At 46.8% G+C, this 15,326-nt stretch carries 15 protein-coding genes; all 15 read left to right on the top strand.

The genetic code is table 11. The features are described from left to right. Window positions 1–7 precede the first annotated feature (7 nt). Window positions 8–1,135, top strand: a complete 1,128-nt coding sequence (gene flhB / locus IEW88_RS11330; RefSeq protein WP_147904373.1) for a flagellar biosynthesis protein FlhB — start codon at window positions 8–10, stop codon at window positions 1,133–1,135. Window positions 1,136–1,263: 128 nt separating this feature from the next. Continuing rightward, window positions 1,264–3,369, top strand: coding sequence for a flagellar biosynthesis protein FlhA (gene flhA, locus IEW88_RS11325; protein WP_147904374.1), 2,106 nt, complete (start codon window positions 1,264–1,266; stop codon window positions 3,367–3,369). A 10-nt stretch (window positions 3,370–3,379) separates the two neighbouring features. Further along, complete coding sequence (gene flhF, locus IEW88_RS11320) at window positions 3,380–4,786, top strand: flagellar biosynthesis GTPase FlhF (RefSeq protein WP_147904375.1); 1,407 nt, start codon at window positions 3,380–3,382, stop codon at window positions 4,784–4,786. Next, on the top strand, window positions 4,779–5,669 hold the full coding sequence (locus IEW88_RS11315) for a MinD/ParA family protein (RefSeq protein ID WP_147904376.1): 891 nt from the start codon (window positions 4,779–4,781) through the stop codon (window positions 5,667–5,669). The genes flhF and IEW88_RS11315 overlap by 8 nt, the downstream gene beginning before the upstream one ends. Continuing rightward, on the top strand, window positions 5,666–6,385 hold the full coding sequence (locus IEW88_RS11310) for an RNA polymerase sigma factor FliA (protein ID WP_147904377.1): 720 nt from the start codon (window positions 5,666–5,668) through the stop codon (window positions 6,383–6,385). Before IEW88_RS11315 ends, IEW88_RS11310 begins: the two co-directional genes overlap by 4 nt. Window positions 6,386–6,439: 54 nt before the next feature. Further along, window positions 6,440–6,811 carry a chemotaxis response regulator CheY gene (gene cheY, locus IEW88_RS11305; RefSeq protein ID WP_008898490.1) on the top strand — a complete coding sequence of 124 codons (372 nt, stop codon included), beginning with the start codon at window positions 6,440–6,442 and terminating at the stop codon, window positions 6,809–6,811. A gap of 25 nt (window positions 6,812–6,836) precedes the next feature. After that, a complete protein-coding gene (locus IEW88_RS11300) occupies window positions 6,837–7,592 on the top strand; it encodes a protein phosphatase CheZ (RefSeq protein WP_053424543.1) in 756 nt (251 codons plus the stop codon). Window positions 7,593–7,607: 15 nt separating this feature from the next. Further along, a complete protein-coding gene (locus IEW88_RS11295) occupies window positions 7,608–9,824 on the top strand; it encodes a chemotaxis protein CheA (protein WP_147904378.1) in 2,217 nt (738 codons plus the stop codon). 11 nt (window positions 9,825–9,835) lie between these two features. Next, on the top strand, window positions 9,836–11,032 hold the full coding sequence (locus IEW88_RS11290) for a protein-glutamate methylesterase/protein-glutamine glutaminase (RefSeq protein ID WP_147904379.1): 1,197 nt from the start codon (window positions 9,836–9,838) through the stop codon (window positions 11,030–11,032). After that, the gene (locus tag IEW88_RS11285) at window positions 11,025–11,768 is read left to right on the top strand and encodes a flagellar motor protein (protein WP_147904380.1); all 744 of its coding nucleotides are present in this window, start codon (window positions 11,025–11,027) and stop codon (window positions 11,766–11,768) included. Before IEW88_RS11290 ends, IEW88_RS11285 begins: the two co-directional genes overlap by 8 nt. Next, a complete protein-coding gene (locus tag IEW88_RS11280) occupies window positions 11,769–12,749 on the top strand; it encodes a flagellar motor protein MotB (protein ID WP_147904381.1) in 981 nt (326 codons plus the stop codon). Window positions 12,750–12,759: 10 nt separating this feature from the next. After that, a complete protein-coding gene (locus IEW88_RS11275) occupies window positions 12,760–13,539 on the top strand; it encodes a ParA family protein (RefSeq protein ID WP_147904382.1) in 780 nt (259 codons plus the stop codon). Window position 13,540: 1 nt separating this feature from the next. Then, complete coding sequence (locus IEW88_RS11270) at window positions 13,541–14,287, top strand: chemotaxis protein CheW (RefSeq protein ID WP_053424549.1); 747 nt, start codon at window positions 13,541–13,543, stop codon at window positions 14,285–14,287. Between the two features lie 40 nt (window positions 14,288–14,327). Further along, the gene (locus tag IEW88_RS11265; RefSeq protein ID WP_053424550.1) at window positions 14,328–14,822 is read left to right on the top strand and encodes a chemotaxis protein CheW; all 495 of its coding nucleotides are present in this window, start codon (window positions 14,328–14,330) and stop codon (window positions 14,820–14,822) included. After that, window positions 14,822–15,310 (top strand): DUF2802 domain-containing protein, encoded by a 489-nt coding sequence (locus IEW88_RS11260; protein WP_053424551.1) that lies wholly within the window; start codon window positions 14,822–14,824, stop codon window positions 15,308–15,310. The genes IEW88_RS11265 and IEW88_RS11260 overlap by 1 nt, the downstream gene beginning before the upstream one ends. Window positions 15,311–15,326 lie beyond the last annotated feature (16 nt).

Here is a 15,326-nt window from a genome sequence, read left to right as displayed (position 1 = left end):
GTAGCAGATGGCAACCTCTGGCCAGGAAAAAACCGAAGAACCCACCAGTAAAAAGCTCGAAGACACCCGAAAGAAAGGTCAGGTCGCTCGTTCCCGCGATCTGGCTACTTTTACCGTGTTAGTGGGCAGCAGTGCAGGTATTCTAATCTTTGGTAAAGAGATAGCTGGTTCTGTACTGGAAGTTTGTCGCCGTTTATTGTCGCTGGACGAAAAAGATATTTTTAATCCTTATTCGATGTTCTCTGTCTGGGAGGACGCCTTAATTGAGTTGTTTCCAGGCTTACTGAAGTTTTTTCTGCTGATTTTGCTTGCTGCCTATGTGGGTAGTGTACTGATCGGCGGTTATAACTTTACCTGGCAAGCTGTGGGTTTTAAGTGGAGTAAATTAAGCCCTTTAGCCGGTATCAAACGTATGTTTGGTTTGCAGGCTATGGTGGAACTGATTAAAAGTATCGCCAAGGTTCTGGTGATAGGTGGTTTAACTTTTGCGTTGTTGTCGACCTTCTTTGACGACATTATGGCGTTATCTCTGATGACCAATCCTGAGGATATTTTTGCTTCAGCCGAAATTCTGGCCTGGACCTTTTTTGGTATTTGTTTCAGCGTGATTGTCATAGCTGCTATCGATGCGCCATACCAGATGTGGAAGCATCACAAAGAGCTAAAAATGACGCTGCAGGAAGTCAAAGATGAATACAAAAACTCTGAGGGCGACCCGCGGGTGAAAGGGCGTATTCGTAGCTTGCAGTATCAGGCTGCGAGGCGTCGAATGATTGCTGCAGTGCCTACCGCCGACGTGGTGGTGACTAACCCGACGCACTTTGCCGTGGCACTGAAATACGACCAGGCCAAATTCAGAGCGCCAGTGGTTGTGGCCAAAGGCGCGGACGAAGTGGCTCTTTATATCCGACGTTTAGCAGAAGAAAACAAAGTGCCAGTGTTGGAATCTCCGGCTTTAGCCCGTTCTATTTTTTATACCACTGAGCTTGATCATCCCATTCCGGAGCAGTTATTCGCAGCTGTCGCTCAGGTTCTGGCTTATGTGTATCAGTTGAATATGTACAAAAAAGGCAAAGGAAAACGCCCGAAAACTCTGGCGAAGGACTTGCCTATCCCTGAAGATTTCCGTCATTAAAAATGGGGTCAGAACACATAAGTTATGCATAACTTATGTGTTCTGACCCCAATTTCATTTCAATTGAATTCATTGTGGAACGCTTTTTGTATAACAGCCTGTAGCGTCAGTAATTTGTCAGGCTTGTTATGTCGATGACCCAAATGTTTTCCCGCGTTAATCCAGAAGTTTGGTCTTATGCCAAAGGTGTTGGCACTCCGTTACTGATCCTGGCAGCTCTTGCCATGGTGGTATTACCTTTACCGCCTTTGATGCTGGATATTTTGTTTACCTTTAATATCACGTTAGGCCTCGTGGTATTGCTGATCACCATTTATACCAGAAAGCCTCTGGATTTCGCTATTTTCCCCAGCGTCATTCTGGTGGCTACTATTTTGCGTTTAACGCTGAATATCGCCAGTACCAGGGTTATTTTACTGGAAGGCCATAACGGTCCTGATGCAGCAGGTAAGGTGGTAGAGGCTTTTGGCGAAGTGGTGATAGGCGGTAACTACGCTGTAGGTTTTGTGGTGTTTATCATCCTCGTTATTATCAATATGATGGTGGTTACCTCAGGTGCTGCACGTATTTCCGAAGTGACAGCACGTTTTACTCTTGACGCTATGCCGGGCAAACAAATGGCGATCGACGCTGATTTAAATGCTGGCTTTATTGACGCTGAAGAGGCGCGTCGTCGCCGTGAGCAAATTGGCGAAGAAGCTGATTTCTACGGTTCAATGGATGGTGCCAACAAATTTGTGAAAGGCGATGCGATGGCCGGTATCGTCATTATGGTCATTAATATCATTGGCGGTTTAGTCATTGGGGTGTTGCAGCATGACTTAGCTTTTATGGAAGCCGTACAAATTTATACGCTACTGACTATAGGTGATGGTCTGGTAGCGCAAATCCCAGGTTTATTGTTATCTGTAGGTACTGCCATTATCGTCACCCGCCAAAATAAAGAGGGTGATTTTGGTACCTTGATGGCAGGCCAGTTCAGCAACTTTAAAGTGTTGGTCATTGCCACAGCAATTTTAGTTATCATGGGCATAGTGCCAGGCATGCCGCATGTCGCCTTCTTGAGTCTGGCGGCCATAGTCGGTGGTGCAGCCTACTATTTATACCGTGTAGAAAACCCAACGGCAGAAAAAGCAGCCGCTATTAAAAAGGCTGAGTTGACGACTCCAGTTGAAATGGCGCCTGTTAAAGAAATTGGTTGGGATGATGTACAGCCAGTCGATACTATAGGTCTGGAAGTTGGTTATCGTTTGATCCCGCTGGTTGACAAAGCGCAAGGGGGAGAATTGCTGACCCGCATTAAAGGGGTGCGCAAAAAATTATCTCAGGAGTTGGGTTTCCTTATTCCGGCTGTGCATATTCGTGACAATCTGGATTTAGAGCCTAACACTTACCGTGTCACCATGATGGGGGTTACGACTGGTGAGTCCGAACTGCGGCATGATAATGAGCTGGCGATTAACCCGGGTCAGGTGTTCGGCACAGTCAAGGGTATAGCCACCAAAGATCCTGCTTTTGGTTTAGAGGCGGTCTGGATCGCTAAAAATCAGCGTGAACATGCACAAACTCTGGGCTACACAGTAGTGGATGCTGCTACCGTAGTGGCCACTCATTTAAGCCAGATATTAACCAACAATGCAGCTCAGTTACTGGGTCATGAAGAAGTACAGAATCTGCTGGATATGCTGGCGAAATCTTCACCTAAGCTGGTCGATGCCTTAGTGCCTGATACGCTGCCGCTTACTGTAGTGGTGAAGGTGCTACAGAATCTGCTGCATGAAGGCGTGCCTATTCGCGATATGCGGACCATAGTGCAAACCTTAGTCGACTATGGTTCCAAGAGTCAGGATGTTGATGTGCTGACCGCATCCTGTCGTGTCGCATTAAAGCGGCTGATTATCCAGGAAGTGGTGGGCAGTGCGCCAGAAGTGCCTGTGATCACTTTTGCGCCTGATTTAGAGCAGATGTTACATCAGTCGATGCAATCGGCTGGTAACGACGGCGCTGGCATTGAACCAGGCCTTGCCGAACGCATTCAGCAATCTTTGGCGACCGCCTCTCAGAATCAGGAACTGGCTGGCGAACCTGCTGTTTTATTGACTTCCGGTATTCTGCGATCAGTTATGGCACGATTCGTGAAGTACAGTATTCCAGGATTACGGGTTTTGTCCTATCAAGAGATCCCTGACAACAAACAAATCCGAATTGTCAGTGTGGTAGGCCAGTCGAATTAGGAGTTAAGCTATGAAAATCAAACGCTTTGTTGCCAAAGATATGCGTACCGCTCTGACAGAAGTCAAAGAGTTTTTAGGCCCTGATGCCATTATTCTGTCGAATAAAAAAGTGGCTGGAGGCGTTGAAATTGTAGCGGCTATAGACCCGGAGGCCACGCCAGTTAAGGTTTCACCCGAACCAGAAGCTCCTGCTCAGCCAGCAGTCGGCAGTCGTTTGAACATCAAAGTCGATGATGAACCAGAACAAACTCCTGCTGATTCTTTACAGGCTTTGCTCGCCCGCCAAATCAGTAAACAACCTGCAGCTGCTCAGGCTATCTCTGCCAATAAAATGGCGGCTGCAAAAACCGCCGCAGCGACCAGTGCTTTGTTTTCGGTTGCAAATTCAACACCTTCGGACAATGAGCGTCAATCTTCCGCCACTGCCGCTGTAAATCTGAGTGAGCTAACCCGTTATCAGGAACAGCAAGCTAAGCTGATGCAAAAACAGTTTGATGCGATGCGCAGTGAAATGTCTTCAATGAAACAACTGTTGCAGCACCAGGTTTCAGGGTTAATGTGGCAAGATTTAGCTCGTCGTGAACCAGTGCGGGCTCTGGTGATTGAAAAATTGTTGGAATTAGGTTTATCTGAACCTGTGGCTGACCAAATCGCTTGTTTTATGCCGGAAGATATCAATGATGCAGAAGCCTGGGACAGTGCATTAGAGCTATTAACGGGCCAGTTGATCACAACAAACGACGACATTATGCGCCGCGGTGGCGTTGTGGCTTTGGTCGGTCCTACAGGTGTGGGTAAAACCACTACTGTGGCTAAACTTGCAGCTCAGTTTGCTAAGCGTCACGGTGCAGATCAGGTGGCTTTAATTACGACGGATTCATTCCGTATCGGTGCGTATGAACAGTTAGCCACTTTTGGTCGTATCATCGGTTGCCCGGTAAAACAGGTCAAAGACAGCGAAGAGTTGGCGACGCTGTTAAATCAGTTGCAACAACGTAAATTAATTTTGATTGATACTGCAGGAATGAGTCAGCGTGACGTTCGTCTTGCTGAAAAACTTGCGTCTTTAGTGCATAATTCGCGTGTTAAAATAAAAAGTTATCTGGTATTGTCTGCAACATCCCAAGCCCGAGTTATGCAGGAAACCGTTGAACATTTCAAACGGATTCCATTAGCGGGTTGTATTTTCACCAAACTTGATGAATGCTTAAGTTTGGGAGAAATCATTAACGTGGCAATCCAAAATGCGTTGCCGGTCAGTTATTTGACTCAGGGCCAAAGAGTTCCTGAGGATATAGAAATGGCTGATGCGAAAACAATGGTTGCCAAGGCAGAGCAGTTACGGATCTCTAACAGTAGTACGGGCTATCAATGGTATTCAGATACAACGGCCCGGGTGGAAGGAACCTATGCATAATCTTCCGATGAATGATGATCAAGCCAGTGGCCTGAGACGAATGAAGCAACAACAGCAACAACAGATAGTAAAAGTCATCGCAGTGACAGGCGGCAAAGGTGGCGTGGGTAAAACCAACGTTACGCTGAACCTTGCCATGTCAATGGCTCAGCTTGGAAAAAAAGTATTAGTGCTGGACGCTGACCTTGGGTTAGCGAACTGTGACGTTATGCTTGGGCTTAGGGTGCAAAAAAACTTATTTCATGTGTTGTCCGGCGAGGCTGAGCTGGATGACATTCTGATAGAAGGACCTTTTGGTATCAAAATTGTGCCTGCAACATCAGGCACTCAGTCGATGACCGAATTAAAGCCTGTGGAACATGCTGGTCTTATCCGTGCTTTTAGCGAAATGCGTACCCGTTTTGATATTTTACTGGTGGACACAGCTGCCGGTATTTCCGATATGGTATTGAGTTTTTCCCGCGCTTCGCAAGACGTGTTAGTGGTGGTCTGTGATGAACCTTCTTCTATCACTGATGCTTACGCCTTAATGAAAATATTAAGCCGTGAACACGGTGTACAGCGCTTTAAAATTGTCGCCAACATGGTGCGCAGTTTAAAAGAGGGGCAAGAGCTTTTCGCCAAGCTAAGCCGGGTGACAGACAGGTTTTTAGATGTCAATCTGGAGCTGGTAGCTACCATTCCATTTGATGAAAACGTCAGAAAAGCGGCTCGTAAACAAAAAGCTTTTGTCGATGCTTTTCCAAAAACTCCGGCCTCTTTGGCTATTCGTACTTTGGCTACCCGAGCTGTGCAGTGGCCAGTACCGCCAGTCGCCTCAGGACATTTGGAGTTTTTCCTGGAGCAACTGGTACAACAACCTGAAGCGAGAGGTCTGGTTTGAATAGCAAACTTGCGGCCTACGGCGCCGCTGATCAGTTGACACAAATGGTGGAACGGCATGCGCCTCTGGTAAAACGTATTGCCTATCATTTATTAGCCCGATTGCCCGCAAGTGTCTTAGTCGACGATTTAATTCAGTCTGGCATGATAGGCCTGATTGAAGCAGCCAAGAATTTTGATGGCAGCAAGGGCGCAAGTTTTGAAACCTTTGCCGGTATCCGTATCCGTGGCTCTATGCTGGATGAAATTCGCCGTGGCGACTGGACTCCACGCTCTGTCCACCGCAACTCCCGCATGATAGCTGAAGCTATTGCAGAGCTTGAATCTGAACTGGGTCGTGATGTAAAAGATAGTGAAGTTGCTGAAAAACTTGATATATCTTTAGATGAGTATCATCATATGCTCAGCGACGCCAGCAGTGGTCGCATTATTGGTATCGAAGATCTGGGCATCTCTGATGATGTGTTGGTCACAGCAAATGATAAAGATGATGATCATTTGTACGAACAACAGGCAACTGATGCATTTCAACAGGCGTTGATAAAAAATATCAGTAGCTTACCGGAGCGAGAAGCTATAGTGTTGTCGCTGTATTATAATGACGAACTAAATTTGAAAGAGATTGGCGCTGTGCTGGATGTTAGTGAGTCCAGGGTCAGTCAGATTCATAGTCAGGCGCTGGTGCGCTTGCGCTCCAGGATGCAGGATTGGTTGTAATAGTTTGAGTTAGTCCAGCTTGGGCTCTCACCGGAGGGGATTTTGGATAAGAATATGAAAATTCTTGTGGTTGATGATTTCTCAACCATGAGACGCATTATAAAAAACCTGTTAAGAGATCTTGGTTTTACCAATGTCTCTGAAGCTGATGATGGCAGCACTGCATTACCTATGCTGCAAAACGGTGATTTTGATTTTGTAGTCACTGACTGGAACATGCCTGGTATGCAAGGTATCGATTTGTTACGTGCAATTCGAGCTGACGCTAAACTGAAGCATATTCCTGTGTTGATGGTTACTGCGGAAGCTAAAAAGGAACAAATCATTGCTGCTGCACAGGCAGGCGTGAATGGATATATCGTTAAACCTTTTACTGCTGCAACCTTACAGGAAAAACTGGCTAAAGTATTCGAACGCCTGGGTTAAACCGTAACTGACAAAGGAGTACACCATGTCTGTAGCTACGGCACCCTTGATTTCTTTAGAGCAGGCCCGTGAATTAGTTCAGTTGCTGGAGTTTGGCGAAACCCAGGCCGCAAATGAACTGGTGCAACAGCTGGCTGTACCGGGCTCCTCTGAGTTGTTTGCCGAGGTTGGAAAACTAACCCGGCAACTGCACGACTCTTTGAAAAGCTTCCAAATAGACCCATCCCTAAGTTCTTTGCTGGAAGATGATATTCCGGATGCGAAGAAACGCTTGAATCATGTCATCGATATGACTGAACAAGCCGCCAATAAAACGATGGATGCAGTCGAAAACTGTCTCCCTATCGCTGATGAACTCAATACGCACTTACACTCTATTTTGCCTAAATGGCAGAAACTGATGAGTCGCGACTTAAAAGTCGGAGAGTTCAAAGCTTTATGTCACAATCTCGATGGCTTTTTGCATCAGGCGACCGGAAACTCTGCTACCTTACATGCATTGCTGACCGAAGTACTGATGGCACAGGATTATCAGGATTTAACAGGGCAGATTTTGCGGCGGGTCATTGAATTGGTCCGGGAAGTGGAAGACAGCTTAATTGGTTTATTAACGGCTTTTGGCCAGACTAATTTAAGTATGGAAGAGCGTCCGGCTGCCGTATCGAAAAAACCAAAAGCAGGTCACGAAGCTGAAGGCCCTATTATTGACGCAGCAGAGCGTGATGACGTGGTGTCCGGTCAGGATGATGTGGACGATTTATTATCAAGTTTAGGTTTCTAAAAGGGGAGCTGTAGCATGGGCTTTGATTTAGATGAGGATATTTTACAGGATTTCCTAGTCGAAGCCGGCGAGATCCTTGAACTACTGCAAGAGCAGTTGGTTGAGTTGGAAAATAATCCGGATGACGCAAATTTATTAAATGCCATTTTCCGAGGTTTCCATACCGTCAAAGGTGGCGCTGGATTTTTATCGCTGACTGAGTTAGTGGACGCCTGCCATGGCGCCGAAAACGTGTTTGATATTCTGCGCACAGGCAAACGCCGTGTCACGCCAGAATTGATGGATGTTATTTTACAAGCCCTGGATGCGGTGAATGCGATGTTTGCCGACGTGCAAAACCGTGAACCTCTGACTCCGGCCGACCCTGCCATCATTGACGCCTTGCATCGCCTGAGCATGCCTGAATCAGAAGATGAACAGCACGCACATCATGCTGCGCCTGCAGAACCTGAACCCGAACCTGAAATTAGTATGGAAGAATTTGATGCCGTGGTCGAGTTTGCCACTGCACCTGCTGTCGAAAGCTCTTCTTCTATTGATGAAATCAGTGACGACGAATTTGAGTCTTTGCTGGATGAATTGCATGGAAGTGGTGCGCCTGGTCGTGATACGTCTGCCAATCTGCCACCTCCAGCGACCAAAGAAACCGCCAGCGAAGATATTACTGACGATGAATTTGAGGCTATTTTAGACCAGCTGCATGGCCAGGGTTCTTTTATCCCTGGTGAAGTTGCTGTGTCTGCTCCTGTCGAAAAAACACCGGCTAAAACAGAAGATAAAACAAAAGAAAAAGCAAAGGCCTCTTCAGACGACATCTCTGATGATGAGTTTGAATCTCTGCTGGATGAATTACATGGTAAAGGCAAAGCACCTGTTGCTGTTGTGCCTGCTTCCACTACGGTGGCAAAAGCTGCTGAACCAGTGAAAGCAGCTGCGCCCGCGCCTGCAGCTGCTGTAGCTAAAGCGGCTCCTGTTGCCGCTGCGCCAAAAGATCCGGATGCTGATCCTAAAGCGGCAGCTAACCAACCAGAAACTACAGTTCGGGTTGACACCAAGCGCCTGGACCAGATCATGAACATGGTCGGTGAATTAGTACTGGTACGTAACCGTCTGGTGAGCCTGTCTGGTTCTGCGCAAAATGAAGAAATGAGCAAAGCCATTGCTAACCTGGACGTAGTCACAGCCGATTTACAGGGCGCTGTGATGAAAACCCGGATGCAACCCATCAAGAAAGTGTTTGGCCGTTTCCCTCGCGTTGTTCGCGACTTAGCCCGTTCACTGCAAAAGGATATTAATCTTGAGCTGGAAGGGGAAGAGACAGATTTAGATAAAAACCTGGTGGAGGCTTTGGCCGATCCATTGGTCCACTTAGTGCGTAACTCGGTAGACCACGGTATTGAAATGCCGGATGTGCGGGTCAAAGCTGGTAAACCTCGTACGGGTTTGGTCAGATTAGCAGCTTCTCAGGCCGGTGACCATATTTTGCTAACCATTCAGGATGATGGTGCAGGTATGGACCCGGAGAAACTGAAATCTATCGCTATTAAGCGGGGAGTGCTGGATCCGGATGCCGCAGCGCGAATGTCAGATACTGAAGCCTTTAACCTGATTTTTGCTCCAGGATTCTCCACTAAAGAGCAGATTTCTGATATCTCAGGCCGTGGTGTGGGTATGGACGTGGTGAAAACCAAAATTACTCAACTCAACGGTACAGTGCATATCAACTCAAAACTGGGTCAGGGCACCTTATTAGAAATTAAGGTTCCGCTGACTTTGGCGATATTGCCGACCTTAATGGTGATTGTGGGCGAGCAGACCTTTGCTCTGCCACTGGCGACGGTCAACGAAATTTTCCATTTAGATTTAGCCAAAACCAACAATGTGGATGGTCAGTTGACTATCGTTGTACGTAACAAAGCTATTCCGCTGTTTTATCTTGAGCACTGGCTGGTAAAAGGTTCGAACAAGAAGATAAAACGCGAACAAGGCCATGTGGTAATAGTGCAACTGGGAACTCAACAAATCGGTTTTGTGGTGGATTCTTTGATTGGTCAGGAAGAGGTGGTGATCAAGCCGCTGGATGCTTTATTACAGGGCACACCAGGTATGGCAGGAGCTACCATTACATCAGACGGCGGTATAGCGCTGATCCTGGATGTGCCTAACCTGCTGAAGCATTATGCCAAACGTTCCAAAATTAAATTTGATCGCTTTGACAAATTCTCAGCTTAAGAGAGTGCACTATGACCATCAGGGTATTAGTTGTTGATGACTCCAGTTTTTTCCGTCGCCGTCTGACGGAAATTCTGAGTCAGGATGCCGAGTTAGAGGTCATTGCCACCGCCAATAATGGTAAAGAGGCGGTGGAAAAAGCTTTAGCCTTACGTCCTGACGTTATTACGATGGACATCGAAATGCCGGTTATGGATGGCATTTCGGCTGTGCGCGAAATCCTTAAGGTGCAGCGCACACCTATTCTGATGTTTTCATCTTTAACTCATGAAGGTGCAAAAGCGACCTTAGATGCGCTGGAAGCAGGCGCCATCGATTTCCTGCCGAAAAAATTTGAAGATATTGCCCGTGATAAAGCCGAAGCCGCTGATGTGCTGCGTCAGCGTGTTAAGACAGTAGCCAGACGCCGGGTGATTAGCAGACCTTCCAGTTTAACAGGGTCTGCTAGCTCAACCTTAGCATCCCGTACTTCAGCAACGCCGGCCGCAAGCCCAACAGCCATACCAGCGAGAGCGCCTTTAGCTCAAAGCCTAGCCGCCAGAGCTTTAGCTGAGCGTGCTGAATTGCAAAATCGTGCTGCTGAGCGTGCCGAAACTCACCGTTCTGGCAGCTTTGACTCCAGCGGGAAAAACTACAAGCTGGTCGCTATTGGCACATCCACTGGTGGTCCTGTTGCGTTGCAACAAATTATCACCGCTTTGCCTGCCAATTTTCCATTGCCCATTGTGCTTATTCAGCATATGCCAGCGGCTTTCACCGGGGCTTTTGCCAGCAGGTTAAATGGCTTAGCGAAAATTGAAGTGAAAGAAGCGGCAGATAATGATGTGTTGCGCCCTGGCGTGGCTTATCTGGCTCCAGGCGGCAAACAAATGCTGCTGGATGGCAATGAAAACCAAGCCAGATTGCGCGTTCGCGAAGATGATTCGCCCCGTATTACGTTCAAACCCAGCGTAGATATCACCTTTGGCACTGCAGCAAAGATCTTTAATGACAAAGTGCTGGCTATAGTGCTGACGGGCATGGGATCGGATGGCAGAGAAGGTTGCCGTTTACTAAAACAATCCGGCTCCCGTATCTGGTCTCAGGACGAAGCCAGTTGTGTAGTTTATGGTATGCCTCAGGCGGTAACAGCTGCGGGATTGACCGATGTTGAAGTGGCGTTATCCGATGTAGCAGCCCGCATAGTGGCGGAAGTAGGGCATGGATAAGCTTACCTTCGCTGGCATTATAATTGCGCTGGCGGCTATAGTTGGCGGGTTTAGCCAGGAAGGTGGTGACATTTTTACTTTGTTGCACTGGCCTGCTTTTTGTATCGTTTTTGGCGGTACTTTAGGTGCTGTGCTTATTCAGAGTCCTGTCAGGCAATTCCGATTAAGCATGAGTTTGCTTCCCTGGGTGATCGCACCTCCTAAGCTGGACTTTGACTCTACGATTGAGCGCATGACTCAATGGGGCCACTCAGCGCGTTTGCAAGGCTTTTTGTCCTTAGAGACCGATGCGCTGAATGAAGAAGAACCTTTATTAAAAAGGGGATTGAATTTATTAGTGGATGGTACCGAAGTCAAAGTGCTGCAGGATATTCTGGATACTGAACTACATCTGGAAAAAGAGCGGCTGTTGCGTGCCGCCAGGGTGTTTGAAGCTATGGGAGGCTATAGTCCGACTATAGGTATAGTAGGCGCAGTATTGGGGTTAATTCTGGCGTTATCTAATATTTCTAATCCGGATGAGTTAGGACAAGGTATAGCCACAGCTTTTGTTGCTACTATTTACGGCGTGGGTTTAGCTAATTTTTTGTTTATCCCTGTGTTTAACAAGATCAAACTACTCGTAGAAGAACGGGCTCTGTTTCATTCGATGGTGATCGAAGGTTTATGCTCTATAGCGCTTGGAGAAAACCCTCGTAGTGTGGAAATGAAACTTCAGGCTTACAGAGCGACGTAAATGTATAGACCACGCAGTTCTGTCGCTGTAGAAGCGGACAAATCAGATACAGAACGTTGGTTGGTGTCCTACGCCGATTACATGACCTTGTTGTTTGCACTTTTTTTGTTGTTGTATTCAATGGCTACTATGGAAAAAGAGCAGTTCAAAAAATTGCAGGACACTATTTCCAAGGTTTTTATTGAAGCAACAGATAAACAGGAGACGGGTATTCAGGGCCAATCTGTGCAACCTGATATTCATCCTCAAAGTGATTTTGAACTGTATGGTTCAGGTTTGGAAGACGCAACAGGTCCGACGCTGCTGGCTGACAATGCTAAACTGGAACATATCGACAGAACAAGACGTGGCAGTCCTTTATCGGCCTTGCAAAAAGACATTAACAGAGCATTACGCAGCCTTGTTGAGTCAGACTTAGCCAAGGTGACGTTAGATGAAGACTGGCTGACCATTGAACTCAGTAGTGGTTTGTTGTTCAGCAGTGGTAGCGCTAATTCCACCAGTTCTGCTTCTGCCGTGATGACTGAACTGACTGCTATCTTAAAACAAACCAATAACTACATGCGTGTGCGGGGTTATACGGACTCAGTGCCTATCCGCACTGAACAATTCCCGTCCAACTGGGAGTTATCCGTGGCAAGAGCGGCGTCTATAGTCCGGTTACTGGAAGAGCTGGGTATAGCCCCAGAGCGCATGGCCATTGAAGGCTATGGGCAATATGCTCCTTTTGCTGAGAACACGACAGCTCAGGGACGTAGCCAAAACCGCAAAGTGGTGATTGCTTTATCAAAATATGCCTATGAGCCTGTTGTGGCGCAAATACCACAACCAGCAGAAGCACAAAGTGCGCAAGAACAAGCCGCTGAAGAAGCAGCAGAACAAGAACAGAACAAAATACGGGTGATCCGCTTACCTCATGGCGGTATAAGGATCACAACCAGACCGCCTGAACCAGGCGAAGAAGAACCAGCTAGTCAATAGGAACAGTAAATTGGTTGTTTGGACTATCGCAAATCAAAAAGGTGGAGTTGGAAAAACTACCACTACAGTCACCTTAGGCGCTCTGCTTGCACAGCGCGGGCATCGTGTTTTACTGATCGATACTGACCCTCATGGCTCCTTAACCTATTACTTTGGTATTGATGCCGAAGAGCTGGAAGTCAGCGTCTATGATATTTTTATTCGTGGCAAAGATATTACCGGAGAAGAAATCCTGCAGTCGATGTGTCCAAGCGGTATGCCGAATCTGGATATTCTGCCGACTTCTATGGCCTTGGCTACTCTAGACCGTTCTCATGGTCAGCAAGGTGGTATGGGTCTTATTCTGAAAAAGGCGCTGCAAAAAATAGAAAATGATTACGACTATGTGCTGATTGACTGTCCTCCTGTGATCGGTGTGCTGATGGTCAACGCTATGGCTGCTTGTGATCGTATTTTAATACCGGTGCAAACTGAATTTTTGGCTTTAAAAGGCCTGGACCGGATGATCGCAACTATGCAACTGATGCACAGTTCATCACCACAGGATTATGCTTTTACTATAATCCCAACCATGTATGACAAGAGAACTAAAGCTTCGCTGGATGCTTACAAGGCGTTAAAAGCTCAGTATCAGGACAGGGTCTGGTCTGCTGTTATCCCTATCGACACTAAATTTCGTGACGCTAGCTTAGCTCAGACCCCTCCGCCTGTATTTGTGCCAAAATCACGGGGTGTATTTGCTTACAATACGTTGCTAACCTATTTATTGCAGTTAGCTCCGGAGAATTAAGATGAGCGATTTGCAAGCCAGCCAAAAAGTGATGAAGCACTATCTAAGTGCTTTATTGACGGATGACGTGGTAGATACGCCTATTCAGGAAGCAAAAAAACAGCAACTGAATGAGTTATTGGCTCCTGTTTCTGCTCCGGTGAAAGCACCTGCAGTGACAAAACCAGCAGTTGTTGCGCCTGTTACTGCGCCAGTTGTAAAAGCACCTGTTGCTGCTCCGGTCACTCCTGTGGTTGAACAAACGAAAGTGGCTGCAGTTGCGCCGGCAGTACAAGTGGCTGCACCAGTGGTAAAAGATTACAGAAAAGGCCGTTTTCAGGCGCTGTTTTTTACCGTTGCGGGTTTAAAAGTTGCTTTGCCTTTGAAGGCATTAGGCGGTATTCATAAAATGATGCCTGTGAAGTCTTTGCCCGGACAGCCAGAGTGGCTCCAGGGGGTCATGTTATATCGCGAGCAAAAAATTAATGTGGTTGATACGGCGCGTTGGGTGATGCCAGAAAAATATGATCAGGGACTGGCAGAAAAGCTAAACTATCAATATGTTATTATGCTTGGCAATAGTCATTGGGGTTTAGCCTGTGATACGTTGGTTAACACTATCGCGTTGGAGCAAGACGACGTAAAGTGGCGTGAGACAGAAGGTAAAAGGCCATGGCTTGCCGGTTTAATTAAAGAACATATGTGTGCTTTGCTGGACGTTGATGCTCTGATTGCATTACTGGCGAAGGGAATGAATAGTCAAAATTGATTGATAATACAAGAATTTAACTTCTGGGTAGGAGCTCGGCATGAGTAATTTAACAGCGCAATCCGCTAAAACTAAAGAAGTCACAGATTTAGTGCTGCAATGGGTGACCTTTAAACTGCAAGAAGAAACCTACGGCATTAATGTAATGCAGGTGCAGGAAGTACTACGTTATACCGACATAGCTCCAGTCCCTGGTGCACCGGATTACGTGATGGGTATTATCAATTTACGTGGCAACGTAGTCACTGTGATTGACACTCGTGCTCGTTTTGGTTTACCTCCTTCAGAAGTGACGGACAACAGCCGTATTGTGATTATCGAGTCAGAGCGTCAGGTCATTGGTATTATGGTCGACAGCGTGGCTGAAGTGGTTTATCTGAAACAATCTGAAATTGATACAGCACCAAACGTCGGAACAGACGAAAGTGCTAAGTTTATTCAGGGCGTGTCGAATCGTGATGGCGAGTTACTGATCCTGGTGGATCTGAATAAGTTACTGTCCGATGACGAGTGGGAAGAGATCCGTAGTATTTAATGGCTAATTTTCTGACTGACTTTTCATGGCTATGGCTGCTGGGTATTGCAGCCATTTTGTTGCTGTCTGTTGTGATGGCTATTGTTGCGTCACGCCAAACAAAAAAGCTGTTGGTCATTATCAATGAAAATGCTGCAGCCAGTTGGCAGCAACAACAAAACCTTGAGCAATTACAACAACAACTCGAACAACAAAGGCAACAGTTGAAACGTTCCTATCAGGATATCGAGGAGCTGCGCTCCACAGTGATTGGGGTAGGGCAACGGGTATTGAGCTTAGAAAGTCATTTAGGGCAGGGCATGCAGCAGGTGGCTGAGCTTGCCGAGCAACAAAAATCATTGCATTTGTTCGATCCGGAATCAAAGATTTACAGCAGAGCTATGAAAATGGTTCAGATGGGGGCAACTCTGGATGAAATCATGCTCGAATGTGAACTCCCTCAGGCGGAAGCCGAACTACTTTTCAATCTGCATAAACAATCTCAATAAGTGAATTGTTATAGCC

Source organism: Rheinheimera tangshanensis, assembly GCF_014645135.1.
In the GTDB taxonomy this organism is placed as follows: Bacteria; Pseudomonadota; Gammaproteobacteria; order Enterobacterales; family Alteromonadaceae; genus Pararheinheimera; species Pararheinheimera tangshanensis.
This window is presented reverse-complemented; position numbering and strand designations above follow the sequence as displayed.

Bases quoted from the DNA above. Each gene is read 5' to 3' on its own strand.
- IEW88_RS11295 (WP_147904378.1), top strand. From the start codon at position 7,608: ATGGGCTTTGATTTAGATGAGGATATTTTACAGGATTTCCTAGTCGAA.
- IEW88_RS11290 (WP_147904379.1), top strand. From the start codon at position 9,836: ATGACCATCAGGGTATTAGTTGTTGATGACTCCAGTTTTTTCCGTCGC.
- flhB (WP_147904373.1), top strand. From the start codon at position 8: ATGGCAACCTCTGGCCAGGAAAAAACCGAAGAACCCACCAGTAAAAAG.
- IEW88_RS11285 (WP_147904380.1), top strand. From the start codon at position 11,025: ATGGATAAGCTTACCTTCGCTGGCATTATAATTGCGCTGGCGGCTATA.
- IEW88_RS11280 (WP_147904381.1), top strand. From the start codon at position 11,769: ATGTATAGACCACGCAGTTCTGTCGCTGTAGAAGCGGACAAATCAGAT.
- IEW88_RS11270 (WP_053424549.1), top strand. From the start codon at position 13,541: ATGAGCGATTTGCAAGCCAGCCAAAAAGTGATGAAGCACTATCTAAGT.
- IEW88_RS11300 (WP_053424543.1), top strand. From the start codon at position 6,837: ATGTCTGTAGCTACGGCACCCTTGATTTCTTTAGAGCAGGCCCGTGAA.
- flhA (WP_147904374.1), top strand. From the start codon at position 1,264: ATGTCGATGACCCAAATGTTTTCCCGCGTTAATCCAGAAGTTTGGTCT.
- IEW88_RS11265 (WP_053424550.1), top strand. From the start codon at position 14,328: ATGAGTAATTTAACAGCGCAATCCGCTAAAACTAAAGAAGTCACAGAT.
- flhF (WP_147904375.1), top strand. From the start codon at position 3,380: ATGAAAATCAAACGCTTTGTTGCCAAAGATATGCGTACCGCTCTGACA.
- IEW88_RS11315 (WP_147904376.1), top strand. From the start codon at position 4,779: ATGCATAATCTTCCGATGAATGATGATCAAGCCAGTGGCCTGAGACGA.
- IEW88_RS11260 (WP_053424551.1), top strand. From the start codon at position 14,822: ATGGCTAATTTTCTGACTGACTTTTCATGGCTATGGCTGCTGGGTATT.
- cheY (WP_008898490.1), top strand. From the start codon at position 6,440: ATGAAAATTCTTGTGGTTGATGATTTCTCAACCATGAGACGCATTATA.